Annotated in this window: 26 protein-coding genes; 21 read left to right on the forward strand and 5 right to left on the reverse strand. The window is 72.8% G+C overall.

Annotated elements, in window-relative coordinates; translation table 11 throughout:
- Window positions 1-18 precede the first annotated feature (18 nt).
- The 11 genes from VNG13_12305 (at window position 19) to VNG13_12355 (ending at window position 10754) form a co-directional block, all read left to right on the forward strand.
- On the forward strand, window positions 19-1026 hold the full coding sequence (locus tag VNG13_12305; protein HVA61298.1) for a GHMP kinase: 1008 nt from the start codon (window positions 19-21) through the stop codon (window positions 1024-1026).
- On the forward strand, window positions 1023-1598 hold the full coding sequence (locus VNG13_12310) for an SIS domain-containing protein (protein HVA61299.1): 576 nt from the start codon (window positions 1023-1025) through the stop codon (window positions 1596-1598). Before VNG13_12305 ends, VNG13_12310 begins: the two co-directional genes overlap by 4 nt.
- A 26-nt stretch (window positions 1599-1624) precedes the next feature.
- A complete protein-coding gene (locus VNG13_12315) occupies window positions 1625-2134 on the forward strand; it encodes an HAD-IIIA family hydrolase (GenBank protein HVA61300.1) in 510 nt (169 codons plus the stop codon).
- Window positions 2131-3087, forward strand: coding sequence for a lysylphosphatidylglycerol synthase domain-containing protein (locus VNG13_12320; GenBank protein HVA61301.1), 957 nt, complete (start codon window positions 2131-2133; stop codon window positions 3085-3087). The genes VNG13_12315 and VNG13_12320 overlap by 4 nt, the downstream gene beginning before the upstream one ends.
- A gap of 8 nt (window positions 3088-3095) precedes the next feature.
- Entirely contained in the window at window positions 3096-5246 is a 2151-nt protein-coding gene (locus VNG13_12325) for a SpoIID/LytB domain-containing protein (protein HVA61302.1), read from the forward strand.
- Window positions 5222-6364, forward strand: a complete 1143-nt coding sequence (locus VNG13_12330) for a glycosyltransferase family 1 protein (protein ID HVA61303.1) — start codon at window positions 5222-5224, stop codon at window positions 6362-6364. Before VNG13_12325 ends, VNG13_12330 begins: the two co-directional genes overlap by 25 nt.
- A gap of 98 nt (window positions 6365-6462) precedes the next feature.
- Window positions 6463-7587 (forward strand): glycosyltransferase family 1 protein, encoded by a 1125-nt coding sequence (locus VNG13_12335; protein ID HVA61304.1) that lies wholly within the window; start codon window positions 6463-6465, stop codon window positions 7585-7587.
- Window positions 7584-8480: a glycosyltransferase family 2 protein gene (locus VNG13_12340; GenBank protein ID HVA61305.1), complete on the forward strand. Its 897-nt coding sequence runs from the start codon at window positions 7584-7586 to the stop codon at window positions 8478-8480. Before VNG13_12335 ends, VNG13_12340 begins: the two co-directional genes overlap by 4 nt.
- Window positions 8477-9553, forward strand: coding sequence for an NDP-sugar synthase (locus tag VNG13_12345; protein ID HVA61306.1), 1077 nt, complete (start codon window positions 8477-8479; stop codon window positions 9551-9553). Before VNG13_12340 ends, VNG13_12345 begins: the two co-directional genes overlap by 4 nt.
- A complete protein-coding gene (locus tag VNG13_12350; protein ID HVA61307.1) occupies window positions 9550-10452 on the forward strand; it encodes a DNA-3-methyladenine glycosylase 2 family protein in 903 nt (300 codons plus the stop codon). Before VNG13_12345 ends, VNG13_12350 begins: the two co-directional genes overlap by 4 nt.
- A 47-nt stretch (window positions 10453-10499) precedes the next feature.
- The gene (locus tag VNG13_12355; protein HVA61308.1) at window positions 10500-10754 is read left to right on the forward strand and encodes a hypothetical protein; all 255 of its coding nucleotides are present in this window, start codon (window positions 10500-10502) and stop codon (window positions 10752-10754) included.
- On the opposite strand, the gene VNG13_12360 is transcribed toward VNG13_12355, so the two are convergent.
- Entirely contained in the window at window positions 10688-11986 is a 1299-nt protein-coding gene (locus VNG13_12360; protein ID HVA61309.1) for a coenzyme F420-0:L-glutamate ligase, read from the reverse strand. The two genes, VNG13_12355 and VNG13_12360, sit on opposite strands and share 67 nt — an antisense overlap.
- Window positions 11983-12954 (reverse strand): 2-phospho-L-lactate transferase, encoded by a 972-nt coding sequence (gene cofD / locus VNG13_12365; GenBank protein HVA61310.1) that lies wholly within the window; start codon window positions 12952-12954, stop codon window positions 11983-11985. Before cofD ends, VNG13_12360 begins: the two co-directional genes overlap by 4 nt.
- A gap of 157 nt (window positions 12955-13111) precedes the next feature.
- Here cofD and VNG13_12370 point away from each other — a divergent pair, with 157 nt between their 5' ends.
- The 4 genes from VNG13_12370 (at window position 13112) to VNG13_12385 (ending at window position 20369) form a co-directional block, all read left to right on the forward strand.
- Window positions 13112-15148: a hypothetical protein gene (locus tag VNG13_12370; GenBank protein ID HVA61311.1), complete on the forward strand. Its 2037-nt coding sequence runs from the start codon at window positions 13112-13114 to the stop codon at window positions 15146-15148.
- A 188-nt stretch (window positions 15149-15336) separates the two neighbouring features.
- The gene (locus VNG13_12375) at window positions 15337-15612 is read left to right on the forward strand and encodes a WhiB family transcriptional regulator (GenBank protein HVA61312.1); all 276 of its coding nucleotides are present in this window, start codon (window positions 15337-15339) and stop codon (window positions 15610-15612) included.
- Window positions 15613-15759: 147 nt separating this feature from the next.
- A complete protein-coding gene (locus VNG13_12380; GenBank protein ID HVA61313.1) occupies window positions 15760-18933 on the forward strand; it encodes a glycosyltransferase family 2 protein in 3174 nt (1057 codons plus the stop codon).
- Window positions 18930-20369 (forward strand): DUF5719 family protein, encoded by a 1440-nt coding sequence (locus VNG13_12385; GenBank protein HVA61314.1) that lies wholly within the window; start codon window positions 18930-18932, stop codon window positions 20367-20369. The genes VNG13_12380 and VNG13_12385 overlap by 4 nt, the downstream gene beginning before the upstream one ends.
- Window positions 20370-20378: 9 nt before the next feature.
- Here VNG13_12385 and VNG13_12390 read toward each other — a convergent pair whose 3' ends face one another.
- Window positions 20379-20819 carry a metallopeptidase family protein gene (locus VNG13_12390; GenBank protein ID HVA61315.1) on the reverse strand — a complete coding sequence of 147 codons (441 nt, stop codon included), beginning with the start codon at window positions 20817-20819 and terminating at the stop codon, window positions 20379-20381.
- Between the two features lie 96 nt (window positions 20820-20915).
- On the opposite strand from VNG13_12390, the gene VNG13_12395 reads away from it, so the two are divergent.
- From VNG13_12395 to VNG13_12415, 5 genes are all read left to right on the forward strand, one after another.
- On the forward strand, window positions 20916-21269 hold the full coding sequence (locus VNG13_12395) for a DUF3499 domain-containing protein (protein HVA61316.1): 354 nt from the start codon (window positions 20916-20918) through the stop codon (window positions 21267-21269).
- A gap of 95 nt (window positions 21270-21364) precedes the next feature.
- On the forward strand, window positions 21365-21586 hold the full coding sequence (locus VNG13_12400; protein ID HVA61317.1) for a hypothetical protein: 222 nt from the start codon (window positions 21365-21367) through the stop codon (window positions 21584-21586).
- 39 nt (window positions 21587-21625) lie between these two features.
- Window positions 21626-22972 (forward strand): phosphomannomutase/phosphoglucomutase, encoded by a 1347-nt coding sequence (locus VNG13_12405; GenBank protein HVA61318.1) that lies wholly within the window; start codon window positions 21626-21628, stop codon window positions 22970-22972.
- Window positions 22973-22994: 22 nt separating this feature from the next.
- Window positions 22995-23174: a Trm112 family protein gene (locus tag VNG13_12410; protein HVA61319.1), complete on the forward strand. Its 180-nt coding sequence runs from the start codon at window positions 22995-22997 to the stop codon at window positions 23172-23174.
- On the forward strand, window positions 23171-24316 hold the full coding sequence (locus VNG13_12415; GenBank protein HVA61320.1) for an SIS domain-containing protein: 1146 nt from the start codon (window positions 23171-23173) through the stop codon (window positions 24314-24316). The genes VNG13_12410 and VNG13_12415 overlap by 4 nt, the downstream gene beginning before the upstream one ends.
- Here VNG13_12415 and VNG13_12420 read toward each other — a convergent pair.
- Window positions 24306-24656 (reverse strand): MerR family transcriptional regulator, encoded by a 351-nt coding sequence (locus tag VNG13_12420; protein ID HVA61321.1) that lies wholly within the window; start codon window positions 24654-24656, stop codon window positions 24306-24308. The genes VNG13_12415 and VNG13_12420 overlap by 11 nt on opposite strands.
- A 112-nt stretch (window positions 24657-24768) precedes the next feature.
- On the opposite strand from VNG13_12420, the gene ahcY reads away from it, so the two are divergent.
- Window positions 24769-26040 carry an adenosylhomocysteinase gene (gene ahcY, locus VNG13_12425; GenBank protein ID HVA61322.1) on the forward strand — a complete coding sequence of 424 codons (1272 nt, stop codon included), beginning with the start codon at window positions 24769-24771 and terminating at the stop codon, window positions 26038-26040.
- Here the strand turns inward: ahcY and VNG13_12430 are convergent.
- Window positions 26015-26887: a hypothetical protein gene (locus tag VNG13_12430; protein HVA61323.1), complete on the reverse strand. Its 873-nt coding sequence runs from the start codon at window positions 26885-26887 to the stop codon at window positions 26015-26017. The genes ahcY and VNG13_12430 overlap by 26 nt on opposite strands.
- Between the last annotated feature and the right edge of the window lies 1 nt (window position 26888).

The following is a 26888-nucleotide window of genomic DNA, read 5'->3' on the forward strand; positions in this document are numbered from 1 at the left end:
GGCTGGGAGGAGGCTCGTGTGGTCGTCCGGGCCAAGGCCCCGCTTCGGCTGTCCTTCGCCGGTGGCGGCACCGACGTCGCGCCGTTTCCGCAGACCGAGGGCGGGGTCGTCCTGTCCGCGACCATCGACCGCTACGCCTACGGCTCGCTCGCTCCGCGCGACGACGGGCTGATCCAGATCGAGTCGGTGGATTTCGGGATGTCCCTCGAGATCCCGGTGTCCGACCAGATGGAACTTGACGGCAAGCTCGACCTCGTCAAGGCCGCCATCCGCCGGCTGGGCAGCGACGAACTTGCCGGGTACGACCTGGTGCTGCGTTCCAACGCGCCGCCGGGATCCGGGCTCGGCTCGTCCTCGACCATGATGGTGGCCCTCGTCGGGCTGCTCCGCGAGCACTACCGGCTCCAGCTCGACGAGTACGAGGTCGCCCAACTGGCCTACGTCATCGAACGCGAGGACCTGGGCATCCAGGGCGGCTACCAGGATCACTACGCGGCAACCTTCGGGGGCTTCAACTTCATCGAGTTCGGCGAGCGTGTCATCGTGAACCCGTTGCGGGTCCGCCGCGACATCATCAACGAGCTGGAGCTCAACCTGCTGCTCTGCTACACCGGCGTCACCCGGGAGTCGGCGAACATCATCGCCGACCAGACCGAGCGGCTGGCCGGGGGCGAATCGCAGACTCTGGACGGACTGCGCTCGCAGAAGCAGCTCGCGCTCACCATGAAAAGCGCGTTGCTCCGCGGGGAGTTGAACGAGTTCGGCGAGTTGCTCGGTGAGGCCTGGCAGCAGAAGAAGAAGATGTCCCCGATGATCTCGACCGCACACATCGAAGAGGTGTACGAGGTCGCGATGCGCAACGGCGCCCGGGGCGGGAAGGTAACCGGCGCCGGCGGCGGCGGCTACATCCTCTTCTACTGCGACTTCGCCCGCAAGCATCGGTTGGCGGAGGCACTCACCGACATCGGTGGCATGGTGACCGACTTCGCTTTCGACCTGAGGGGTCTCACCACATGGCGGCAGTGAGCGGGCCCGACCTGGTCCGCCGGCGGCTCACGGAGGCGGCCGACGTGACCTCCGCCATGCTCGCCGGCGGGCTCGGCGAGCAGACCGCCGACGCGGCCTCCCGTATCGTGGCCGCGCTGCGGGCCGGCGGAAAGGTGATCTTCTTCGGTAACGGCGGCTCGTCGATGGACGCCGGCCACCTGGCTGCCGAGCTGCTCGGCCGTTTCTACCGGGACCGGCCGGCGTTGCCGGCGCTTAGCCTGCCCGACGCGACCGCCGCGATGACCGCGATCGGCAACGACTACTCGTACGCGGACGTGTTCGCCCGGCAGCTCCGTGGCCTGGGCCGGGCCGGCGACGTGGCCGTGGGGCTGACGACGAGCGGCAACTCGGAGAACGTCGTCCGGGCGCTCACGGCGGCCCGCGAGCTCGGCATGCTCGCCATCGCGCTCACCGGCGCCGGAGGGGGTCGGGTGCGTGCCGCCGCGGACATATGTCTCGAGGTGCCGACCAGCGACACCCCGCGGGTGCAGGAGGCCTGCATGCATCTGGGGCACTCGATTTGCGAGATCGTCGAAGCGGAACTGTTCTGATCACGGAACCGCCCGAATTCACCACGGTGTTCCTCGACCGGGACGGAACGCTGAACGTCAAGGCTGCGGAGGGCGAATACATAACCGGCCCGGCGCAGTTGGTGACGTTGCCCGGCGCGATGGCTGCCGTTCGTCGGCTTAACGAGGCCGGTCGTCTCGTCATCCTCGTCAGTAACCAACGCGGGGTAGCGAGGGGACGGATGACCCTGGCCGACCTCGACGCGGTGCATGACCGGCTGGCCGAGCTCCTAGCCGCCGAGCACGCCCGCTTGGATGCGGTGTACGTCTGCCCGCACGATCTCGACGAATGCGACTGCCGCAAGCCGGCGCCAGGCATGTTGCTTCGGGCGGCCCGTGAGCATCCGGGGATCGATCTCGGCCGGGCGGTCATCGTGGGAGATGCCGAGAGCGACGTGGCCGCGGGGGCCGCGGCCGGGACCGCGACGATCCGGTTGGCATCCGGCCCGGTCGACACCCGTGCCGACCGGGTGATGCCCGACCTCGATGCCGCGGTGACCTGGATCCTGGGTTCATGACCGGCCGGCGGGACCTTCTTCGGCGGGTCGCCCGGGTTGTCTTCGTCCTCGGGGTGCTAGCCGCGCTCGGCCTCACTTTCGCGGTGCAGGGCCACCAGATCGGCCGGCGGTTCGGCCGACTGGGAGCCATGCCCGCGCTCGGGGCTTTCGTTGCCGTCCTCGGCGCGCTCGCGGCCAGCGGGTTGGCCTGGCGAGCCATCCTCGCCGATCTCGGCAGCCCGCTGAGGATCGTGCCGGCGGCCCGGATCGTCTTCGTCGGTCAGCTCGGCAAATACCTGCCGGGGAGCGTCTGGCCGATGCTCGCCCAGATGGAGCTCGGTCGCGACGCCGGTGTCCCGCGGGTCCGGGCGGCGACCGGCTACGTCGTCAGCACCGTGCTCACCGTCGTGACCGGGGGGGCGGTCGGAATTCTTGCCGTCCCCGCCCTGCTCGGCGGCCGGGGTTCCGGGCGTTACGCGCTTGCGCTGCTCGTGGTGCCGGCCGGGGTCGCGCTGCTGCACCCGGCCGTGGTCAACCGACTGCTCCGGCTGGCGCTGCGGCTCACCCGGCGCGGCGAGCTCGAGCGCGGGCTGTCCGCCGGGGGGTTGCTCCGGGCCGCCGGCTGGACGCTGGTCGCCGCCGGCTGCTACGGCCTTCAGGCATTCGCCCTCGCCGCCTCGATCGGCGGTGGGGACGGGGCCCGACTGCTTCCGCTGGCTGTCGGCGGGTACGCGCTCGCGTCGGTCGCCGGACTGCTGTTCGTCATCGCTCCGGCTGGGGCTGGGGTTCGCGAGGCCGTCCTCGTCGCCGTGCTCTCCACGGCCATGCCGGTAGCGGCCGCCACCGCCGTCGCGTTGGTCAGCCGGCTACTCGTCACCGCCGGGGACACGGTCGCGGCCGGTTCCGCGGCGCTGTCCGCACGGGCGGTGCTGCGGCGTGCCGCCGCCCGGGCCCCGGAGGCGCCGCTAGGGTGAAATCGGTCATGCCCTTCCGTGTCGCCGCGTTTCGCGCCCCCCTCGCCCGGCTGGGCGTTGGCACTGGCTTGCTGGTCGGCACTGTCTTGTTGGCCAGCACTGTCTTGCTGGCCGGGACGGCCACCGCTCAGGTCAGCGTCGACCAGGTCTTCCCCGCGCCGCCGAACGGTGTGTACACGTTCGACGGGCACGGGTTCGGTCACGGCCGCGGGCTCAACCAGTGGGGGGCGCAGGGGGCGGCATCGAGTGGGGTGAGCGTCGACGCGATCCTCGCTGCCTACTACCCCGGCACCACGCTCGCCGGCGACGGGGGCGACCCGAAAATCCGCGTGCATCTCCTCGAGCCCGGCCCGTCGGCACTGGAGGTTGTCGCCGCGACCGGTCTGCTGGCGACGGATGCGCACACCGGGAACCGCTACCCGCTGCCGACGACTATCGGGACGACCCACGTCCCGTTCTGGGAGATCACCCTCGACGCGGCCAGGCAGCAGTGCCTCGACTGGTTCGACGGCTCGAAGTGGAACTCGTGCTGGACCCCGACCGGCGCGACGACGAACCACTTCACCGGTCCGTTCGTGCTCACCAACACCGACACCGGCGTCCTCCGCCAGGTCTGGTCCCCGGCGAACACGCTGCACGACTTTCGCGGAAACCTGACCGCAGTGCAGCCCGGATTCGCGCCGGCCACGATCGCGACGGTGAACACGCTGCCGCTGGAGTCCTACGTCGACGGCGTGGTGCCCCGGGAGGCGATCTCGTCCTGGGACCCGGCGGCGCTCGAGGCCCAGGCCGTCGCGGCCCGCTCCTACGCGCTTTACCACGTCCTGATCTCCCCGGACTACACCGACTGGGACATCTGCGACACGACCGCCTGCCAGGTCTACGGCGGCAAGGAGGTCTACGACTCGGCCGGAAACCCGCAGTACGGCGAGGAGCCCAGCACCAATGCGGCGACGGCGGCGACGAATGGCCAGATCCTCGAGCAGACGGGCAAGGTCATCTTCGCCGAGTACTCGTCGTCGAACGGCGGCTGGTCGGTCGCCGGCAACCATCCCTACGAGCAGGCCCACGCGGATCCGTGGGACGCCATCGCGTCGCCGTACCACGCGTGGCAGCGCACCGTGACGGTGGCGCAGATCGAGGCCGACTACCCCTCGATCGGGCAGCTGCGCGACCTCACCGTGACCAGCCGCGACGGCAACGGGGACTGGGGCGGACGGGTGCTCGGCATGCGCCTCGACGGCAGCAAGGGCAGCCTCGACGTGGACGGGGGCAGCTTCGCGTTCGCCGCCGGACTGTTGACCAACTGGTGGAACGTGGACTCGGCGACCTATCCCTCCCAACTCCAGCCCGGGTCCACCCTCGCCGCGGTCTGGACCGGCTCGCAGGCCCTCACCCTGGTCGGCCTGGACACCTACGGCGGTGCCACGGCGATCGGCTGGAGCGATCCCGGCGGATGGTCCACCCCGGACCGGCTGGGCGGAAAGGTCACCGGCTCGCCGGCGGTCGGGGCCATCCAGGGTGGCCCGCTGTTCAGCGTCGAAGGCCCGGGCGGCGCGCTGTTCGCCCGCGCCATGTCCGGCGGCTGGCAATCCCTCGGCGGCAACCTCACCTCGTCGCCCGCGTCCACCGGGTGGGGGGGCGACCGGATCTCCGTGTTCGTCCGTGGCCCGGACGGGGCGCTGTACGAGCGGACCCGCAACGGATCCACCTGGTCGCGTTGGTACTCGCTGGCCGGCCAGTTGGCGCCCGGGACCGGGGCGGCGGCGGTGTCCACCGGCCCGGACCGGGTCAGCGTCTTCGTGCACGGGCCGCACGACGTCATCTGGGAGCGGGACTTCACGACGGCCGGGTGGGGCCCTTACGTCGACCTCCGTGCGCCGGTGACCGGTACCCCGGGGGCGGCGTCGCGCGGCGACGGTACGGTCACCGTCTTCGCCCGGCAGTCGAACGGCACGCTGTCGACCGCGACCGGGGTCCCCGGTAATCCAGGGAGGTGGATCTCCCTCGGCGGCAGCCTCAGCTCCGACCCGGCGGGCGCCGCTCCCGCCGGTGGAAACCGTACCGACGTCTTCGTCTGGGGGCCGGGCAACGCGGTGTTCCAGCGGACCCTCACCGGCCCCGGCTGGCAGCCGTGGCGCGAAGTCCAGCTGCCCTGACCGTGCGGGTGGCGGTCGTCGTGGAGCAGTGCCTCGCCCCGGTCCCGGGCGGGACCGGTCGCTACACCCGGGAGCTCGCCGGGGCGCTCGCCGCCATGGCCCCCGAGGGTGCCGCGGTCGGTGGCTGGGTGGCCTGGCGGCGCGATGTCCAAGGCGCATCGATCCGTGGAGTCGACGGCCCGCACCGGTTGCCCTTGCCGCGCCGCCCGCTGGCGCTCGCCTGGGGGAGCGGTCGCGGCCCCGGTCCGCGCGGCACCGTCGTGCACGCGCCGACGGTGCTCGCGCCGCCGCGCCGGGACACCCCCCTGGTCGTCACCGTTCACGACACGGTGGCCTGGACGATGCCGGAGGCGCTGACCGGTCACGGAGCGGCGTGGCACCGGCGGATGACCGAGCGGGCGCTGCGCGAAGCCGACGTCGTAATCGTGCCGACCGAGGCGGTGCGCCGGGAGCTCGCCGGCCATGCGACCGGCCCGGCCCGGGTCGAGATCGTCGGGGAGGGGGTTTCCGCGCCGTTCCTCGAGCTGCCGGACCCGGCCGAAGCGGCTCGTCGCGGTAACCGGCTAGGGCTGCCGTCGACCGGGTACTTCGTGACCCTTGCCACCCTCGAGCCGCGCAAAGGCCTCGACGTCGCGGTCGCGGCGTTCGCCGAGCGGATCGCGCCGCAACTTCCGCTGCTCGTCGTCGGCCAGCCCGGGTGGGGTGGGGTGGACCCGGCCGCGCTGGCCGCCCGGCACCGGCTCCCCGCCGACCGGGTGCGGGTCCTCGGCCGGCTCGACGACGCGGATCTGGCCGTCGTCCTCGCCGGTGCGGTGGCGTTGCTCATGCCGTCCCGGGCCGAGGGGTTCGGCCTGCCGGCGGTGGAGGCGATGTCGCTCGCCACCCCGGTCGTCGTCAGCGACATCCCGGCCCTGGTCGAGGTGACCGGCGGGTGCGCCCTCGTCGTCCCGGTCGGCGATCCGTTCGCCCTGGCTGACGCGACCCGCCGTCTGCTCGACGACGGAGATCTGCGTGATCGGCTGGCCCGCTCCGGTCGGGCCCGGTCCCGAACCTTCACCTGGGCCTCGACCGCCGCGCGGATGTGGGCGCTCTACACCGGACTGCTCCCGTCCGGCTGACCCGCGGGTCGCTGCCGCCAGCGCGCCGAGCGGCGTACGCTGACAGAGGCCGACCGCTGAGGATCGCAACGCGGCGGCCCGCAGGAGAGGAACGTTAGGTGGCGCCGCGCGTGCTCGTCGACGCGACCGCCGTCCCCGCTGACCGCGGTGGCGTCGGGCGTTATGTGGACGGGCTGATCGCCGCTCTCGGCCGCACCGATGCGAATCTGGCGATCGCCTGCCAGCGGGCCGACGCGGAGCGCTACGGCCGGCTCGCCCCGGGCGCCCGGATCGTCGCCGGCCCCGCGGCGATTGCGCACCGTCCGGCCCGGCTCGCCTGGGAGCAGACCGGGCTCCCACTGGTGGCCCAGCAGGTCGAGGCCGACGTGGTCCACTCACCGCATTACACGATGCCGCTGCGCGTCGCCCGACCCGTGGTCGTCACGATTCACGACGCCACGTTCTTCACCGAGCCGGACATGCACACCGCGGTCAAAGGAACGTTCTTCCGGTCCGCGACCCGCACCGCGTTGCGCCGTGCCACCCGGGTGATCGTCCCGTCGAAGGCGACCCGCGACGAGCTGGTCCGGGTGCTCGACGCGGACTCGACGAAGATCGACGTCGCCTATCACGGGGTGGACACCGAAACCTTCCACGTCCCCACCGACGCGGACAAGGCCAGACTCGCCAACCGCCTCGGCGTGCGTGGGTCCTACCTTGCCTTCCTCGGAATGCTCGAACCGCGGAAGAACGTTCCCAGCCTGATCCGTGGCTGGGTGCAGGCGGTCGCCGACCGCGACGACCCGCCGGCGCTCGTTCTGGCCGGCGGGACCGGATGGGACGACGACGTGGATGCGGCGATCGCCGAGGTGCCCTCACATCTGCGCGTACTGCGGCCGGGGTATCTGCACTTCAACGATCTGCCGGGTTTCCTCGGTGGCGCGCTGGTCGTCGCCTATCCGAGCCACGGCGAGGGATTCGGCCTGCCGGTGCTCGAGGCGATGGCCTGCGGCGCGCCGGTGCTCACCACCCACCGGCTATCGCTCCCGGAGGTCGGTGGCGACGCCGTCGCCTACACCGAACCGGATCCGACGTCGATCGGCGTGGCCCTGGCCGGATTGCTCGACGACCCGGGCCGGCGCCAGTCGCTCGGTGCCGCCGGCCTGTCCCGGGCCCGGGAGTTCACCTGGGCGGCCAGCGCCGAGGTGCACCAGGCCTCCTACGCCCGGGCCGTCGCGTCCTGACGGCGCCGCGCGCCCGGGTCGTCGTCGTCACCTACTGCTCCGGCGACTCACTCGACTCGTTCCTCGATTCCTTGGCGTCGGCGGCGGACCCGGCGGAACTCGAGGTGGTGGTCGCGGACAACGCCTCTACCGACGGAACGGCGGAACGGGCGGCGGCTCGTTCTGGGGTGGAAGTCCTGGCCACGGGGACCAACCTCGGGTATGGCCGGGCGGCCAACCTCGGGGCGGCCGGGACCGTCGCCGACTGGCTGCTCGTCGCCAACCCGGACATCGTGTTCACCCCCGACGCTCTCGACAGGTTGTTCGAGGCGACGTCCCGCTGGCCGCGGGCCGGCGCTTTCGGCCCGGCGATCCGCACCCCGGACGGCGACCTGTACCCGTCGGCCCGCGCCTTCCCTTCGCTCGGCCGCGGACTGGGGCACGCGGCGTTCGGATGGGTCTGGCCGGGGAATCCGTGGACCCGGGCCTACCGGCGGGAGGGCGGTCGCCCGGTCGAGGGGCCGGCCGGTTGGCTGTCCGGGTCCTGCCTGCTGCTCCGTCGGGATGCCTTCGAGGCGGTCGGAGGCTTCGACCCGGCCTACTTCATGTACTGCGAGGACATGGATCTGTGTCGACGGCTCGCCACCGCCGGTTGGTCGTCGGTGTACGTCCCGGCTGCGGTAGTCACGCACATCGGTGCGCACGCGACCCGGTTGCACTCGACCCGGATGCTCGCCGAGCACCACCGCTCGCTCCACCGTTACCTGTCCCGGCAGTACTCCGGCCGGCGTTACCTCTGGTTGCGTCCGCTGCTCGCGGCCGGGTTGGCCGTACGCTTCATCGCCGCGCTCGCGGTCGGGCGGATCCGCGAGGGCGCACGACCGACCCGGTCGGCCGACCTGCTCGAGGAGTGACCATCGACGCGATCCTGCTCGTCGGCGGCGAGGGCACCCGCCTGCGTCCACTCACCCTCACGACGCCGAAGCCGATGCTGCCGGTGGCCGGTGTCCCGCTCGTCGCGCATCAACTGGCTCGGGCCCGCGACGCCGGCATCGACCACGTCGTGCTCGCGACCTCGTACAAGGCCGAGCTGTTCGAGGCCGCTTTCGGCGACGGATCGGCGATGGGGCTAGAGCTCGAGTACGTCACCGAGGTCGAGCCGCTCGGCACGGGTGGCGGGATCCGCAACGTGCTCGACCGGCTGCGGGCCGCGCCGGAGGATCCGGTGGCGGTCTTCAACGGCGACGTCCTGTCCGCCCACGACCTGTCCGAGCAGATCCGCGTCCACGTCGCCGGTGGCGCGGCGGTCACCCTGCACCTGTCCGAGGTGAGCGACCCGCGGGCCTACGGCTGCGTTCCCACCGACCCGACCGGGCGGGTGACCGACTTTCTCGAGAAGACGCCGGATCCCGTCACCAACCGGATCAACGCCGGCTGCTACGTGTTCCGACGCGCGGTCATCGATTCGATCCCGGCCGGCCGGCCGGTCTCGGTGGAGCGGGAGACGTTCCCCGCGCTGCTGGCCGAGGGTGCGCTGCTCCTCGGGTTCCTCGACGCCGGGTACTGGCTCGACCTGGGCACGCCGGAGGCGTTCGTCCAGGGCAGCCGCGACATGGTCCGTGGGGTCATCGGATCGTCCGCGCTGACCGGGGAGCCGGGTGACTCGCTCGTGCTGGACGGCGCCTCGGTGGCGCCCGACGCTGCGGTCGTCGGCGGCTCGTGCGTCGGCGTCGGCGCCCGGGTCGGGCCGGGTGCGGTGGTCGACGGATCGGTCCTGTTCGCCGGTGCGTTCGTGGACGCGGGGGCGACGGTGCGTGACTCCGCGGTCGGCCGCGACGCCGTCGTCGGCACGGACGCGCTCGTCGAGGGTGCCGTGCTCGGCGACGGCGCGCACCTCGGGTCCGGAAACGAGTTGCTCCGCGGGGCCCGGTTGTGGCCCAGCGCGGTGATCGCCGACCGGTCGCTGCGGTTCTCGCCCGGCCCGTGACCGCAGCCGTACGCTTCCGGCCGGACGGCCCGCTGGACCTTCCGGCGACGCTGGGGGTGCTACGCCACGGGCCGGGCGATCCGACCTTCCGGATCGAGCCCACGGGCGCGGTGTGGCGGACCTGCCGGACCGCCGGCGGCCCGGCGACCCTGCGGCTGTCCGCGGCCGGCGGGGAGGTCGAGATCGCCGGCTGGGGCCCCGGGGCCGACCTCGCCCTCGACGGCGTGCCGGACCTGCTCGGCGCTCGCGACGATCCGGGCGCGTTCGTCGCTCACCACGCCCCGGTGCGGGCGGGGCTGCGCCGGCTCGTCGGATGGCGGGTAATCCGCACCGGCCTGGTCTTCGAGGCGCTGGTGCCGGCGGTGCTCGAACAGAAGGTGACCGCCCGCGAGGCGCACCGGGCATGGCGGCGGATCATCACCCGTTTCGGGGACCCGGCCCCGGGGCCGGCACCGGCCGGGATGCGGGTCGTCCCGTCCCCGGCGGCGTGGCTACGCCTGCCGTCCTGGGAGTGGCACCGGGCCGGTGTCGACTCCCGGCGGGCGGCGACGATCCGTGCGGTCGCGGCCCGAGCCGGGCGGCTCGAGGGCACCGCCGGGATGCCACCGGCCGAGGCGGCCCGCATGTTGCAGGTAGTGCCCGGCGTCGGTCGCTGGACGGCGGCCGAGGTGGGCCAGCGCGCCTATGGCGATGCCGACGCGGTGTCGGTCGGCGACCTGCACCTGCCCGGACTGGTCGGCTGGACGCTGATCGGTCGGCCCGTCGACGACGACGGGATGCTCGAGCTGCTCGAGCCGTACCGTCCGCAGCGCTACCGCGCGGTTCGGCTGCTCGAGGCGGTGGGGCGCAAACCGGCGTTCGGGCCGCGGGCGGCTCCGCGCGACTTCCGGATGATCTGACGGCGCGCCGCGCGCGGTCGGTCCCGCCGGGGTGTCAGGATCCCGACATGGCTCAGCTCGACGATCCCCGGCTGCTCACGGCCATGCGCAGCTATCTGCGGGCGATCGACGACTTCGCGCACGTCACCCGATCGGACGAGGTGGCGATCGTCGAGCGCGGCGACGCGGTCACGCTGGCGAAGTTGGCGCTGTGGCACCGGCTGGAGGAAGTCGGCTGGGTGTCGGCCGGGCACGATCAGCGCCAGACCAGGAACCCGGTCGGATCGCGGGGCGAGCGGACCGGCGCCGACCCGGCCGGCTGACCGACGGCGACGGCGCCGATCGGCGCCCAGTCCGCCGGGAGATCGAGGGAGTCCCGCACCAAGTCGGGACAGAACAGCGTGCTCGACACCCAGCAGGACCCGAGCTCCTCGGCCGCCAGGGCCACCATCAGGTTCTCCACCGCCGCGCCCATCGCGACCAGGAACATCGCGCGTTCGGCGTCGCGCCGACGCTCGTCCGGGTACTCGTGTGACCCGTCCGCGACGAGGCAGGGAACGACTACGAGCGGCGCCCGGCGGAGCAGGTCGCCGCGGCGCAACCGGGCTTCGATCGCGGTGTCGCTCAGGCCGTCACCGGCCAGATCCCGGCGCCACTCTCGGGCCATCGCGTCGAGCAGCCGGTCCCGGGTTCCCGGTCCGACGACGACGAACCGCCACGGGGTCGTGTGGTGCGGCGCGGGGGCGGTGAGCGCCGCCGCGATCGCCCGGTCCAGTGCCGCCGGGTCCACCGGTGCGTCCCGGAACTCGCGAATCGAACGGCGCGCGGTCACCGCGGCCTGCCGGGCCTCCGTCGTGCCGAGCCGGAACATGTCCTCCGCCTCCGGGCGGACCAGTGCGGCTGCGCCGAGGTCCGCGTCGTCCGTTACTTCCGGTCGGGGTAGCCCGCGGATCACCGCGACCGGGATCCCGCCGAGCTTGCCTTTTACGAGGTCGGCGGCGGCAGCGGCCTCGTCTGCGATCGCCGTCACCGTCACGTCCAGTGGCCGGCCGAACCGGTCGGGTCGGCCACGCTGATCGTCGAGTGCCGGCCGGCCCGACAGGCCCACGGCGACGTCGGTGAGACCGATCCGCCAGGGCCGCCCGAAGGTGTCCGAGACGATGACGTCGACGTCCACGCCAAGCCGGGCGGCGATGCCCGACCGGATCCTTCGGGCCGAGGCGTCCGGGTCCTCGGGGAGCAGCAGTACCCGTCCCGGTTCGACGTTCGACGCGTCCACACCCGCGGCGGCGACGACGAAACCGTGCCTGGTTACCACGATCCGCGTGTCGCCGCGTTGAGCGACGATACGAATCGTCTCGGCGTCGATGGCGTCAGCCCGCTCCCCGGTGAAGATCCGCCCTTCGGCCTTGCTCACGATCTTCGAGGTAACCACCAGCAGGTCGCCGTCCCGGAGCTCCGGCGCGGCCCGGGCGATCAGCGCGGCGAGGTCGTCGCCGGGCTGGACCTCCGGGATCCCGCCGACCCCCCAGATCTCCAGGCGCGGCGCGGTCATCGCCGGACCGCGGTCGCCAGCCCGAGCGCGGACTGCACCATCGCGGTCGTCGCCGCCAGGTCCCGCATGAGCAGCGGAACCGCCCGGGTTTCGATTCCGGCCGCCGCGAGCGGGTCGACGGCCTCGGCGTCCGCTTCGTCGACGAGCCACCCGTCGAGCAGGCCACCCGCCCGGCGGGAGCCGTAGCGGAGGCCGACCGCCTCGGCCGACGTCGCCACCCCCACCGCCGCGAGGCAGGCGTCAGCCATGCCGCGCACCGGCGCCCCGGCGATGATCGGGGACAGCCCGACGACGGGTGCCGCAGTGGCCTGAAGGGCCTCCCGGATCCCCGGGACGGCCAGGATCGCACCGATCGACACGATCGGGTTCGACGGGGCGAGCAGCACGATCCGGGCGGTGGCGATCGCCTCGAGGACCCCTGGTGCCGGCCGGGCGCGGTCGGCGCCGGCGAACCGGAAGCCGCCGGCCGGCGGCGCCGCCCGCTCCCGGATCCACCACTCCTGGAAATGCAGGTCGCGGCCGTTGACGAGCTGGACCCGGGTCTCCACCCGGTCGTCGGTCGCGGGGATGAGCCGGACCCCCGGCCGCCACCGCTCGCAGAGCCGGGCGGTGACCGCCGAGAGCGGCAGCCCGTCGCGCAGCCATTCGCTGCGCAGCAGGTGGGTCGCGAGGTCGCGATCGCCCAAGCCGAACCACACCCGCTCGTCCCCGTAGCCGGTCAGCTCGTCGCGGGCCGCGAACGTCTCCGCTTCCCGGCCCCAGCCGCGTTCCCGCGAGATCCCGCCGCCCAGCGTGTACATGACCGTGTCCAGATCCGGGCTGATCCGGAGGCCGAACAGGCTGATGTCGTCACCGACGTTGCCGATCACGGTGACCGGCGGATCCTGCGACGCGGCCCCGAACACCGCCCGGGCGCCGAGCAGGAAACGGCCCCCCCCGACCCCGCCGGCGAGCACCACAGCCCGCACGCCCATGCCGAGCATCGTCGCAGACCGGCCCGGTCCGGTGCCGCTCCCGGCCGGCCCCGGGGCGAGCCGACCGGCGAAACACCTCGCTCGCAGCGGACGCCGGGCCCTCCGCGGCGCTACTGTCCGTGCGAGTCTGCCGTATGGAGGGGGAGTGCTCGTGAACGCCGAGCCGGACCTGCTGCGCCGCATCGAGGAACTGGCCGCGATGGCCGGGTCGGCGGACGACGTCGAAGCCGCTGGCGTTGCCAGCGCGATCGACCGACTCCGGGTCGACCTGGCGGGCGTCCGCGCCGAGCTCGCCGAGCTCCGGGCCGCCCCCATCGACGAGCGGCTGGCCGCCCTCGAGGATTCCCTCGACGAGCTAATCGAGCGGCTGGAGGCGCTGACCCGGGACGGCGCCATGACGACCACCGCGGGGCTGACCGACCTTGCCGGGGACATCGCCGGGGTGTCCGAAACGCTGAGCGGCTCGCTCTCCGAGCTCGGGTCGGCCGTCGACCGCAGCCTGTCGGCCCTCGGTGGCTCGCTGACCCGGCTGCTGGAGCGGCAGGGTCCCGAGCTGGCCAGCCTCGTCGCCGAGGCCCGGGCCGGACTGGAGGCCGGCACCACCGACACCCTGGAGCGTCTACAGGCGGCCCTCGCCGCCGAGGTCGACGAGCAGGTCCGCCGGGTGGAGGCCGTCGGCGACGCGACCCGGGTGGGCGTCGACGAGGAGTTGTCCGCGCTGCGCACCGACCTTGCCGATGCCCTCGAAGAGGTCCGGGACCGGGTTGTCGAAACCGTGGAGACCACCGGGACCCGGACCCAGCTGGCTGCCCAGCAGCAGCTCGAGGAGCTTGCCGGGACGGTCGAGTCGGTTCGCACCGACATCGTCGGGGTGGCGGACGACACCCGACGGGGGATCAGCGCCGCGGCAACGTCGGTGGAAGCGGCGCTTCAGGGCGCCGGGCGTGACGCCCAGGGCGCGGTTGAGGCCGCGGTCGCCGACGCCAAGGCTGCGCTCGACGCGGCGGCCACGGAGACCCGGGCCGGACTCGACGCGGCCGGCGCCGGTTTGCGCGACGCGCTGGCCGACGTCCCGTCTGCGGTCCGCGGGTCGCTGGAGGGCCTCGTCGGGGAGATTCGCACCGGGTTCGCCGCCTTCGAGGCGGCCGGCGCCCAGCTCGAGGCGGTGAGCAGCCAGATCGGGCGGGTCGCCGACGAATCGGCCGCCCAGCGGGCCGATTGGCGAACCCAGGCCAGCCAGATCGTCGGCGAGATGCGCGTCGCGGCCGACGAGGCGCTCGCCGCTCTGCGGGCCGAGTCCGCCGCGGAAGTGGCCGCGCTGCGGGCCGTCGTCGAGGGGTCCACCGCGGCGGTCCGCTCGGTCACCGACGGGATCGGCTCCGGGGTCGACCGGTTGGCCGCTGCCGGAAGCGGACTGCTCGGCTACCTGGCCGAGCGGGACCGGATTCTCGAGGCCGAGCGGTACCGGGTGCTCCACGAGCTGCTCGACGAGTTCGCCGCCGGCCTTTCCGCGAAGGAGCGCACCGCGCTGTCCGAACGGTTGGGGGCGGCCCTGGAACGGCGGCGGGCGGCCCGCGATGCCGAACGCTGGCGGGCCGGCCCGGGCGCCAAGGCCCAGCCCGAGGCGCCCGAGCCACCCGACCTTGAGCTCTACCTGCCCGGCACCGGGCGACGCTCCGCCCGTTCGGCCCGATCCACGCCCGCCGAGCCGGCTGCCGCTGCTCCGGACGCATCGGCCCTGGTCTCGCGCAAGCGCACCCCGGGCCGGGTTCGCCCCGCCCCGTCCGCCGATCCGACGCCCCCCGCTGAGGACCCCGCGGTCCGGACCGCGACCGGGTCGGACAAGGCCGCGCCCGCGAAGGCCGCGCCGCGGAAGGCAGTACGGGGCAAGGCTGCCCCGTCGAAGGCTGCCCCGTCGAAGGCTGCCCCGTCGAAGGCGGAGCCAGCGAAGCCGGAGCCGTCGAAGGCGGAGCCAGCGAGGCGTGCGGTGGCTAAGCGTGGCGCAGCGACGGCAGGGCCGGCTAAGGCAGGGCCGGCGAAGGCAGGGCCGGCGAAGGCAGCGGCCGGTGGCGTGTCCGGCCTGCGCCGCGGTCGCGCCCGCGTCGAGGCGATGCCCGATGTTCCCAGTCCGGGTCCGGCGATCGACGCCGCAACCAGCCGACCGGGCCGGGTCCGCGGCCGCCGCTGACCGATTCAGGGTCCCGCACGGGCGGGATTCCGCCCGGCCGCGTGATCATGAGATCACGTTCCGTTGCTACATATCACGCCGAACCGCTTGACTGGCGGCTACGACGCGCGTGTAATTCCACTCGTGTCATTCCCCCTGCTGCGCATCCGTGACGGCGAGGACACGAGCCCGAACACGCTGCCCCCGCGATGGCAGCCGAGGTTCCTCGAGGAGACACCGTGAGCGACCTACCGGAAGACGCGGCGGAACTTGCGTGGCGGGGCGACGCCCTGTGCGCGGAGACTGATCCAGAGGCCTTCTTCCCGGAGAAGGGCGGATCCACCCGGGAGGCGAAGCGGGTCTGCGTCGGGTGCGAAGTGCGCGGCGCCTGCCTGGAGTACGCGCTCGCCCACGACGAGCGGTTCGGTATCTGGGGCGGCCTATCCGAGCGCGAACGCCGTCGGCTCAAGCGGCACGCGGTCTGACTTGCCCGCCGGCGTTGCGGATGCCGGTGATGCGGGCGCGTAGTCTGGGCGGCGTTTTCGGGGCCGGTGCCCCGGACCGGCCGCTGTCTCGTGGCAGCGCCCGGCGCCCCCCGAGCCGTCTGCGACCGCATGCCACCTCGTTCCCGCTTGGCCCACTCGCGTCACCTCGTCACCGCCGTCCTCGTCGCCCACGACGGGCAGCGGTGGCTGCCGGACGTGCTGGCCGCCATCGGGGCGCAGACTCGCGGCCCGCAACGCCTGGTCGCCGTCGACACCGGTAGCGAAGACGGCACCCACCAGCTGCTGATCGATCAGTTGGGCGAGTCCGCCGTTGTGGACCGCCCGCGGGACACGGGCTTCGGCGCAGCGATTCAGGCCGGGCTGGATGCCTTCGCCGGTGCTCCGGCATCGCCGCGATCCGCTCCGGGCGGGCAGGTCCGATGGCTGTGGTTGCTCCACGACGACAGCGCCCCTGAGCCCGGCGCCCTGGAGGCGTTGCTCGAGATGGCCGAGCAGGCGCCATCCGCGGACGTCATCGGCCCGAAATGCCTATCCTGGGACGGTCGCCACCTCATCGAGGTCGGAATCACGACCGACGGGACCGGCCACCGGGACACCGGCCTGGAGCGCCGAGAGCTCGACCAGGGCCAGCACGATGTGGTCCGGGACGTGCTCGCCGTCGGGTCCGCGGGGGCGTTGATCCGCGAGGAAACCTGGACCAGGCTCGGCGGCTTCGACCCCGCCCTGCCGTTGTTTCGCGACGACCTCGATTTCGGCTGGCGGGCGTGGCGCTCCGGCGGCCGGGTTGTCGTGGCGCCCGGTGCGGTGATCCGGCATGCCGCCGCCATGTCTCACGGCGAACGCCAGCCGGCCGTCGGCCACGCGGGCATCCGTCGCCTCGACCGCCGTGCGGCGCTGTTCACCGTGCTGGCGAACACCAGCCGCACCGGCCTGATCGCGGGCGCCCCCCGCCTCGCCCTCGGCAGCGTGCTGCGCTCGCTCGGCTTCCTGCTGGCCCGCCGGCCGGAGGCCGCATTGGACGAGCTGATCGCGTTCACCGACATCCTGACCCGGGCCGTCGGGATCGCCCGGGCGCGTCGGGCCCGCGCCGCGACCGCCACCACCCGCCGCCAGGACATCCGCCACCTGTTCCCCGGGCCGGCGGCCAGGGTCCGGGCCTATCGGGACGCGCTGGCCGCGCTCGCCGGCGAACCCGCGCCCACCGAATCGACCGACGGGGCCGGGTCGCCCGAGCCGACCGGGCGACGGTCCGGGACCCGACCGAGCCGGCGCAGGGCGCGGGTTGTCGAGACCGGGCCGGTCAGCGAGGACGTCGAGGAACTGGCCGGAGAGGGCGCCCGATGGCTTCGTCGGCTGCTCACCCGCCCAGTCGTCCTGCTGGGCTTTGGCCTGACCGCATCGGCGCTTGTCGCCGAGCGCCATCTGCTCGGCGGGACCTTGGCCGGGGGTCGGTTGCTGCCCGCGTCCGGCGGTGCCGGGGACCTGTGGGCGGGTTACCTTCGTGGCTGGCACGACATCGGCCTCGGGTCCACGACGCCCGCCCCGCCGTATCTGGCGGTGGTGGCCGTGGTGGCGACGTTGCTCGCCGGCAAGGCTTGGCTCGCCGTGGACCTCGTCCTTTTGGGCTGTGTCCCGCTCGGTGGGATCACCGCTTTCCGGGCGACCCGGCAGGTCACCCGGCAGACGTCGCTGCGGATCTGGGCGGCCTTGACATGGGCGACGCTGCCGGTGGCCACCGGCGCGATCGCCGGTGGGAGGCTCGACGTAGCAGTCTCGGTGATCCTGCTTCCGCCGCTGGCGGCCGGGATCGTGCGGTGCCTGCGCTACGACCCCCGGTTGATCGGCTGGCGGCCCGCCTTCGCCAGCGCACTGGGGCTCGGCGTGCTTGGCGCCTTCGCGCCGCTCGGTTATCTGCTGGTCGCCGCGGTCGTGGCGATCGGCTCGGTGGCGGCCGCGTTCTCCGGGGCCCCGGGCGCCGGCCCGCGGCGGGGGGTGGCCGGCCTCGTGGTCCTGCTCATCCCGCTGGGGTTGCTCGCCCCGTGGACGGGATACGTCGTGCGGCACCCTGCGGTTCTCCTCGCTGGCATCGGTGGACCAGATCCGGGAGCCCGCCCGGTGCTCGCACACCAGCTGATGCTCTTCGCTCCGGCCGGCAGTTCGGTCTCCGGGTGGTGGTTCCTCCCGCTCGTACTCGCCGGAATTGCCGCGTTCGCGCGCGCCGGCCGACTCGCCGTTGCCGGAGCGGCCTGGCTGGTCGCGCTCGCCGGACTCGGCACCGCTGTCTTCCTCCAGCGGGTGAATGCCGGCCTGCCGGCCGGGAGCAGCCGCGTCTGGCCCGGCGTCCCGGTCGCTGTCTACGCAGCGGGGGTGCTGGTTGCCGCACTGGTTGCCGCCGACGGGGTCGCGCAGCGGCTGGCCGGACGTGCCTTCAGCTGGCGGCAGATGGTCGCCGGCGTGCTGGCGGGGGCGTGCGCGGTGGTGCCGGTGGTCGCCACCCTTGCCTGGTGCCTGCGCGGAGCCGGCCGCCCGTTGGGACCTTCCCCCTCCCCGGCCACGCCCGCCTTCGTCACCGTCGAGGCTGCCGCCGGGCAGAGCCGGATCCTGGTCTTGACCCCCAGCCCGGACGGCAGCCTCGGGTACGCGCTGCTGCCGGCGGGGGATCCGACCAGCCTGGGTGCCGCAGAGGTAGTGCCGCGCCACCCGGACCCGGCCGGGCTCGCGGCGGCGATCGCCACTTTGGCGGCTGGCACCGGTGGGGCGGCGCTCCCGACCCTCGCCGCCGCCGACGTCGGATTCGTCGAGGTCACCGGTGCCGGTGGTGATCCGCGGGTCGCCGCCCTCGTCGCGGTCATCGGGGCGACGCCGGGTTTGAGCCGCCAGAGCCCCGGGGTGTGGTCGGTCACGCCAACTCCGGGGCCCTTGGTCGTCCTGGCCGACGGCTCGCCTTCGCCCCCGGTCGGAGCCGCGCGGCTCGACGGCGGGATGGTGCGGTTCCCCAATGGTCCGGCCGGGCGGCTACTCGTGCTGGCGGACTCGCGTGCGGCGGGTTGGACCGCGCGCAGCGGCGGCCGGTCGCTCCAGCCGGCCACCGCTTACGGATGGGCGCAGGCGTTCGCGCTGCCCGCGACGGGCGGCGCGGTGGTCATCGCGTTCCACGCGCCGGCGCGTTCGGCGTGGCTGGTCGCGGAGCTGGTCCTGACCGTGATCACCGTGTTCCTCGCCCTCCCCGTCGACACCCTTGGTAGGCGGGCCCTTGGCGAGCAGTACCCGCCGGACGCCGGCCCGGGGGAGGCCGGATGAACCGTCACCTGCTGGTCGGCACGGCGCTCGTTGCGGTCTTGGCCGGTGGCGTGGGTGCGGCCGATTCGGTCGGTCCGACCCGCTCGGTCGATATCCGGACGGCATCCGAGGTGCCGATCGCCGGGATCACCGAGATCTGCCCGGAGCTCGGCATCGAGGCCGGCCCGACCGCGTCGTTGACCGTGACCGCCGCGCCGGCTAGTGCCCGTGGAACCGGGGAGGTCGATATAGCCCAGCTCGGCGGGCGCCCGGTGCGCGTTCTCGGCGCCGCCGGCCCCGTCGCCTCGCTCGTCCCGACCGGTGTGCACGGGGCCGTGGTCACGGCTCGGGGACGGCTCGCTTCCGGACTCGAGGTCGAGGAGACCAGCCAGGTGGAGCAGGGACCCGGGCGAGCCTGGTTCGGTACCCGCTGCGTGGCTCCGGGGGGCGATCCCTACTTCGTGGACGCCTCGGGGGTCCTCGGCAACCGGGACGTGCTCGGGCTGTTCAATCCGGATCCGGCCACCGCGGTGGTCGATCTCCAGGCTTGGGGGCCGAACGGCCCGCTCGACCTCCCCGCGGCCCAGGGCATCCAGGTGGATGGAACCAGCCGCCTGATCATGCTCATCGATGCGATCGGTCCGAACCTCCCCTTGGTGGCGGTGCACGTCGTCACCCGAACCGGTCGGGTCGTCGCCGCGCTGTACGACCAGAGGTTGACCGGTCAGAATCCCCGGGGGATCGACTACCTGGCCCCGGCAGGGCCACCGTCGACCGACAGTGTGGTGCCGGGGTTCGTCGGGGGTGCGGGCTCGCGCTCGCTGGATCTGCTCGACCCCGACGCGACCGACGCGACCGTCACGGTGCACGTCCTCTCGGCCGACGGCAGCTTCGTCCCGTCCGGCCTCGAGCACGTGCTCGTCCGGGCCGGCACCACCGTGCGGGTCGACCTTGGCCGGGCGCTCGGCGGCCAGCCGGCCGGAGTCCGGGTCACCAGCGACGAACCGGTGGTGGCCGCCGGCTTCGAGAACCTCACTGCCCGCGGCCTGCCGTACGCCGACGTGTGCTACACCGCGGCCGCGCCGGCGCTTTCCGGGCCGACCCCGGTGAGCGAGATCGCGTCCGGGAGCGTCACGTCGAGCTCCCTCGTGCTCAGCGCGCCCGGGCCGGCCGCCCAGGTGACGATCGACGTCATCGGTGGCCGGTCTCGGACGGTCACCGTGCCGGCCGGCGGGACCGTGTCGGTGGAGGTGTCCGGCCTGCTCCGGCCCCACGCGCGGACCGGGGGCCTGGTAGCGACCCCCTTGCCCGGCAGCGGCCCGGTCTACGCCGCCCGGGAGATCTACGAGGCCGGGGCCCAGGGCCCGCTGATCACCCTGCTTCCGCTGGTGACCCCGGTGCGCACGGTGAGCGTCCCGGCCGTCGTGCTGGATCTCCAGGTCGGCGCCGCCGGCTGATCGGCCGGCTCAGCTCTCGTCGGCGTAGCCGGGGTCGACCGTGTCCGGGTCGACGCCAAGGAACCGGGCTACCGCTTCGACGACCACCTCGTGCGCGAGGTCGGCGAGGTCGGCGAGGTCCGCGGCCCGAAGCTCGAGCGGCCGCCGGTAGACCACGATCTGCGGCGCCGACCCCGGCCGCCGGATGATCCGGGCCAGCGGCACCCCACCCGAGTCGATGTCGTCATCGCTGATTTCGTCGCCCGGGACGGGCACGTCCTCGACCACGAATTCGACCTGCGCAAGCTGGCTCGCCCACCGGTCCTCCAGGTGGTGGATCGCGTGCTCCACGACCTCGTCGAAGGCATCGGCGCGGGTCTGGGCGAGCGGCACCCGCGCGGCGGCGAGCGGCCCGCGGACCCCGCGGCCATGCCGGTCGCGGCGCCGTCCAGGACGTTCCGAAGGGCTCATCGGCGCAGGGTACGACGCCCCCGGGAATCCGGCTCCCCGACGACACGGGGCCACGGTGGTGGCCGTGGCGCCTCCGGGTGGCTACGGTTGCCGCTCGTGAGCCCTCTGCGTCGCTGCTCGCGGACCGCCTGTGGCCGGGCTGCCACGGCCACGCTCACCTACGTCTACGCCGACTCCACCGCCGTCGTCGGGCCGCTGGCGGCCTACGCCGAGCCGCACTGCTACGACCTCTGCGACGAGCACGCTTCGCGGCTAACCGCCCCGCGAGGTTGGGAGGTCGTCCGGCTCCCCCTCGCCGACGGGCTGCCTGTGCCGACCAGCGACGATCTGGAGGCACTAGCGATCGCGGTTCGGGAGGCCGCTCGACCGACGCCTGCGGCGTCTCCCGAACCCCTCGGCGGCGAGGTCGGGCGCAGGGGTCACCTCCGGGTGCTGCGCCCGCCGTCCTGAATGGGCGATTTGCACCGACACGCCCGATTCTCAAGCTGCTCACCCGTTTGGCCGAACTGTGGATGACAGCACCCCGTCGCTCACCGGGAGAACAGATGTCCACATCAGCCACTTCGCTCACCCGTAAGGGTGCCCGCACGGGCGCGACCTGCGCCTCCTGCGCCAGCAGCCGGCTAACCGAACTGGCGATGACGTTGACCGACGGTAGCCCCGTGCGGTTCGTCTCCTGCCACAACTGTGAGCACCGGACCTGGTCCCAGGACGGCGATCCGATGGGATTCGACGCGGTCCTGACGAAGACCCGTAAGAACCGATAGCTGGCAGGCCGCCCCTGACGGGCCACTAGGCTCGGACGGGTGCGCGACCTGTCCGGCATCGTCAAGGCATACGACATCCGTGGCGTAGTGCCCGACGAACTCGACGAGGACGTAGCCAGGTCGGTCGGCGCCGCCTTCGCCGCCTTCACGGGTGCCCCCCGGCTGATCACAGCCCACGACATGCGGCCATCCTCGGCCCCGCTCGCGGCGGCGTTCGCCGCGGGTGCGACCGCTCAGGGCGCCGACGTTGTCGCCGCCGGGCTCGCCTCGACCGATCTTCTCTATTTCGCCTCCGGGTATCTTGACGCCCCCGGAGCGATGTTCACGGCGAGCCACAACCCGGCCCGCTACAACGGGATCAAGCTCTGCCGGGCCGGCGCAGCGCCGGTCGGGCAAGACAGCGGGCTCGCCGAGATTCGCCGGATGGCCGAACAGGGGTCGCCGCCGCATGACGGGCCGCGCGGTGGGGTCGAGGAGCAGGACCTGCTCGGCCCGTATGCGGACTACTTGCGGGGGCTTGTCGATCTGCGTGGGATCCGTCGGCTCGACGTCGCGGTCGACGCCGGAAACGGGATGGCTGGGCTGACCGTGCCGCAAGTCCTCGCCGGCCTCCCGGTGCACCTGCGGCCCCTGTACTTCGAGCTGGACGGCAACTTCCCGAACCACGAGGCGAATCCCCTGGATCCGAAGAACCTTGTCGACCTCCAGCACCTGGTCCGCGAGACCGGAGCGGACGTCGGTCTGGCCTTCGATGGCGACGCCGACCGGTGCTTCGTCGTCGACGAGCGCGGCGAGCCGGTCCCGCCGTCGACGATCACGGCACTGGTCGCGGCGCGTGAGTTGGAGCGCGAGCCGGGCGCGACCGTCATCTACAACCTCATCACCTCGCGGGCCGTGCCGGAGATCGTCCGGGAGCACGGTGGTGTCCCGGTGCGGACCCGGGTCGGCCACTCATTCATCAAGGCCGAGATGGCGACCACCGGGGCGATCTTCGGCGGAGAGCATTCGGCGCACTACTACTTCCGGAACTTCTGGGGGGCCGACACCGGCATGCTCGCCGCCCTGCACGTGCTTGCCGCGCTCGGCGAGCAGGGCCGGCCGCTCTCGGAACTGCTTGCCGAATACAGCCGTTATGCCGCTTCGGGCGAGATCAATACCGAGGTTGGCGAGCCGGCCGCAACGGTGGCCGCGCTCGAGCGTTCCTTCGGATCGCGTCCCGGGGTCACCCTCGACCGGCTCGACGGATTGACAGTGACCGCCGCCACCTGGTGGTTCAATGTCCGCCCCTCGAACACTGAGCCGCTGCTGCGCCTCAACGTCGAGGCCGACGATGAGGCGACGATGATGCGCGTGCGCGACGAGGTGCTCGCGCTGATCCGCACGTGACCGGCCCGGAAGGACGCCCGCGATGAACCTCGACCCCAGCCTGCTGGAGATCCTGGCCTGCCCGGACTGCCATGCGCCGCTTCGGGTGGACGACGATGCCAGCGAGCTGGTGTGCACCGGTTGTGGTCTCGCCTACCCGGTCCGCGACGACATCCCGGTCCTCCTCGTCGACGAGGCACGTCGCCCCGATCCGCCCCGGTGACCCCCTCGCTCGGTACGGTCGACGAGCGCCGGTTGGACGATCCAACCGCGCTCCAGGCGGCCGATCCCGGCCGGATGCTGCTTGCCGTGGCCAGCTCCGCCGCGCAGATCCGCGAGGCGCAGTCTCGGGTGGCCGACTCCGAGTTGGGCCGGCTGGCCGCCGACCCCAGGCCGCGGGCTGTCGTCGTCGTCGGCATGGGGGGCTCAGCCATCGCCGGGGACGTGCTCAGCGCCGTCGTCGGACTGGGAAGTCCGCTGCCGATCATCGTCCATCGAGGCTTCGGCCTGCCGGCCTGGGTGGGGCCGGTCGATGTGGTGGCCGCCGTGTCCTGCTCGGGGCGCACCGAGGAGACGCTTTCGGCGGCCGAGGAGGCGTTGCGCCGGGGGGCCCAGCTGGTCGGGGTCGGAGCGCCGGACTCGCCGCTGGCCGCCCTGGTCGCGGCCGCGCGGGGGCCTTACGTCGGCATCGACGTCGCGGGACGGATGCCGCGCGCATCACTTTGGGCGCTGTCGGTGCCGTTGCTGCTGATCGCCACCCACCTCGGTCTGGTCGCATTGCCTGCGGCGGCTTTCGAAGCTGCGGCCGAACGGCTCGAGTTGATCGCCCAGCGTTGCCGCCCCGACAGCGACAGCTTCCTCAACCCGGGCAAGGCGCTAGCCCTCGATCTGGCTGGTTCGCTGCCGATCGTCTGGGGGACGTCTCCGCTGGGCGGGGTGGCGGCCCAGCGGTTGGCGGCGCAGCTCGCCGAGAACGCGAAGTACCCCGCATTGGCGGGTGTGCTCCCCGAAGCCGGGCACAACCAGGTGGTCACGTTCGACGGTCCCTACGCCGCCGGGGATTCTGCGGACTTCTTCCGTGATCGCGCCGAGGACGACGAGCGGTTGCGGCTGCGGCTCGTGCTGCTCCGCGACCTGGAGGAGCATCCGCGAGTTGCTGGACGGGCGGACGCTGTACGCGACCTGGCCCAAGCGCGGGGTATCCCGGTGAGCGCGATCGCTGCCGAGGGAGCCGGCCCGTTGGAGCGGCTCGCATCTTTGATCGCGGTCGTGGACTTCGCCTCGGTTTATCTGGCCCTGCTGCTCGGTATCGATCCCAGCCCGGTCGGCCCGATCGACGAGCTCAAGGCCCGGCTCAGCGGCTGACCGACTCCTCACCGGAGAGCAGTCGACGCGCCTTTGCCGCGTCGAAGTCGAGGGCGGCGATCGGAGCCGGAGCGAGTCGATGCGCGAGCCCTCCGAGCCTGCGGACCGCAGCCTCGACATCGGAGTCCGCCAGCACCCGAAGGGCGAACGAGAGCGCCTTCGGGGTGACGTCGAAGCGAGCTTCGAGCTGCCCGGCCAGGGCCGCGGCGGCCAGTTCCTGGTCGCCGTAGACCCGGCGGCCGCCACCGCGGCGTGGCGCCGGGAGCAGCCCGAGTGACTCCCGGTAGCGCAGCATGCGGGCGGTGCTGCCCAGCACCCGGGCCGCCTGTGTGATCGTCACGGACTCGAGCATGGCCCATCTTAACAATTCTGTGTCAAGAGAATTTGACAGGCCGCCGGCCGGCCCGGGAACCTGGCTCCTGCCCGCACTCGAGACCGAGGAGCCCGCCGGAATGACCGACCTGCCCAAGCACGACATCGCCGACCCCGCCCTAGCCGACAAGGGCCGGTTGCGGATCGAATGGGCCGAGCGGTCCATGCCGGTACTTCGCCAGATCAGCGAGCGGTTCGCCGCGAGCCGGCCGTTCGACGGCATTCGGGTCGCCGCCTGCATGCACGTGACGACGGAGACCGCGAATCTCGTTCGCGCGCTGCAGGCCGGCGGCGCGGAGGTGCATCTGTCGGCATCGAACCCGCTGTCCACCCAGGACGACACCGCTGCCGCCCTCGTCGAGCACTACGGGGTGTCGGTCTTCGCGCGCAACGCGGTCGACCGGGACGGCTATTACGCCCACATCAACGCGGCGCTCGACTGCCAGCCGCATGTCGTCATGGATGACGGCTGTGACCTCGTCAACACCCTGCACACGAGCCGGCGGGAGCTCCTCGACGGCATTCTCGGTGGTTGTGAGGAAACCACCACCGGGGTCATCCGGCTCCGCCAGATGGCGAAGGACGACGCGCTTCGCTTCCCGATGGTCGCGGTCAACGACACCGACACCAAGCACATGTTCGACAACCGTTACGGGACCGGGCAGTCCACCCTCGACGCGGTGTTCCGGGCGACGAACACGCTGCTCGCCGGCAAGAACGTCGTGGTGGCGGGCTACGGATACTGCGGCAAAGGCGTCGCCTCGCGTGCCAAGGGCATGGGATCGCACGTCATCGTCACCGAGATCGACCCGACCAAGGCGCTCGACGCGACGATGGAGGGATTCCAGGTCCTGCCGATGGCTGAGGCGGCCAGGGTCGGCGACGTCTTCCTCACCGTCACCGGCAACCGGGATGTGCTCCGCGCTGAGCATTTCGCGGTCATGAAGGATGGGGCGATCCTCGCCAACTCCGGGCACTTCGACATCGAGATCGACGTCCGGGCGCTGGAGGCGGCGTGTGTGGAGCGCCGGGACAAGATCCGTCACCAGACCGACGAGTACGTGATGGCCGACGGCAGGCGGCTCCTGCTGCTGGCTGAGGGCCGATTGGTCAACCTGGGCGCGGCCGAAGGTCACCCGGCGGCGGTCATGGACATGTCCTTTGCCGACCAGGCACTCACGGCGGAATGGCTCATCGAGCACGCGAAGGAGCTAAGCCCAGGGGTCTACGAGGTTCCTGAGCGCATCGACAAGGAGGTCGCCCGGCTCAAGCTTGCCGCGATGGGCGTCACCCTGGACGTGCTCACCCCCGAGCAGGAGGCCTATCTCAACTCGTGGGAGCAGGGCTCCTGACCGTCGGGTCGGTGGACGTGCCCGGCAACCGGGCGGCGAGGTTCTCCAGGCGGATTCGTTGGTCCACGTAGAGCACCGCCTGCACGGCCATGGGAAACGGCGCGGTGACCGTGGCGAGCACCACGTCCAGGACCAACGGGATCTGCTGGACCAGCGGTGCCGGTCTGATCGTCGAGGGCAGCCAGTTGCCGAGCAGTGCCAGTTCGATCGGTAGCCGTACCGCGTAGGTTGCCAGCGCCGCGAGGCCGGTCGCCAGCGTCCGGATCGTCCACACCCTGGCCAGGGCGGATCGGGTGAGTCGCCAGCTGCGCCCCAGTGATCCGAAGACGCCGCCGCGCTCCAAGACCAGCGCGGGGACGGCGAGCGCCCAACCCCCGGACAGAATCGGCCAGCCGAGCACCGGGACGAGCACGGTGACTGCCCGGGCCGTCAGGCCTAGGCCGGCGAGGCGCGGCAAGTCCGGGAGTATCCGGGACCACGCCGCGCGCGGTGTCGTTCGACCGCCGACCACCGCGTCGGCCACGATCGCGGTAACCGCCGCCATCAGCCAGGTGGTAAGCACGGTCTGCACGATGAAACCCAGCCCGGCGTAGCCCAGCAACCGCTCCCACAGCGATAGCGGGTTCGCGAGGGTGGGCGAAGCCGGGGCCTGCAGCACGGTCACGATCAGCCGATCCGTGCCTACACCCAGGACCGCGACGATGGCGGAAAGGGCGTAGACGGACCGTGGCTGCTCGCGCAGCACGGCGAGTCCGGCGGCGAGAATCTCGCCGCCGGTGAGCGGGCGCAGGGGGATGATCCCCCGCCGATCCGGGTCCCGTGGTGGGCCCCACCGGTCCGATTCCATC

It is taken from the genome of Mycobacteriales bacterium (genome assembly GCA_035533475.1).
Lineage (GTDB): Bacteria > Actinomycetota > Actinomycetes > DATLTS01 > DATLTS01 > DATLTS01.

What these genes read in the sequence shown, in the direction of transcription:
- VNG13_12385 (HVA61314.1), top strand. Translation starts at nt 18,930, where the DNA reads ATGAACCGTCACCTGCTGGTCGGCACGGCGCTCGTTGCGGTCTTGGCC.
- VNG13_12320 (HVA61301.1), top strand. Translation starts at nt 2,131, where the DNA reads ATGACCGGCCGGCGGGACCTTCTTCGGCGGGTCGCCCGGGTTGTCTTC.
- VNG13_12390 (HVA61315.1), bottom strand. Translation starts at nt 20,819, where the DNA reads ATGAGCCCTTCGGAACGTCCTGGACGGCGCCGCGACCGGCATGGCCGC.
- ahcY (HVA61322.1), top strand. Translation starts at nt 24,769, where the DNA reads ATGACCGACCTGCCCAAGCACGACATCGCCGACCCCGCCCTAGCCGAC.
- VNG13_12325 (HVA61302.1), top strand. Translation starts at nt 3,096, where the DNA reads ATGCCCTTCCGTGTCGCCGCGTTTCGCGCCCCCCTCGCCCGGCTGGGC.
- VNG13_12375 (HVA61312.1), top strand. Translation starts at nt 15,337, where the DNA reads ATGGCAGCCGAGGTTCCTCGAGGAGACACCGTGAGCGACCTACCGGAA.
- VNG13_12430 (HVA61323.1), bottom strand. Translation starts at nt 26,887, where the DNA reads ATGGAATCGGACCGGTGGGGCCCACCACGGGACCCGGATCGGCGGGGG.
- VNG13_12400 (HVA61317.1), top strand. Translation starts at nt 21,365, where the DNA reads ATGTCCACATCAGCCACTTCGCTCACCCGTAAGGGTGCCCGCACGGGC.
- VNG13_12360 (HVA61309.1), bottom strand. Translation starts at nt 11,986, where the DNA reads ATGACCGCGCCGCGCCTGGAGATCTGGGGGGTCGGCGGGATCCCGGAG.
- VNG13_12410 (HVA61319.1), top strand. Translation starts at nt 22,995, where the DNA reads ATGAACCTCGACCCCAGCCTGCTGGAGATCCTGGCCTGCCCGGACTGC.
- VNG13_12355 (HVA61308.1), top strand. Translation starts at nt 10,500, where the DNA reads ATGGCTCAGCTCGACGATCCCCGGCTGCTCACGGCCATGCGCAGCTAT.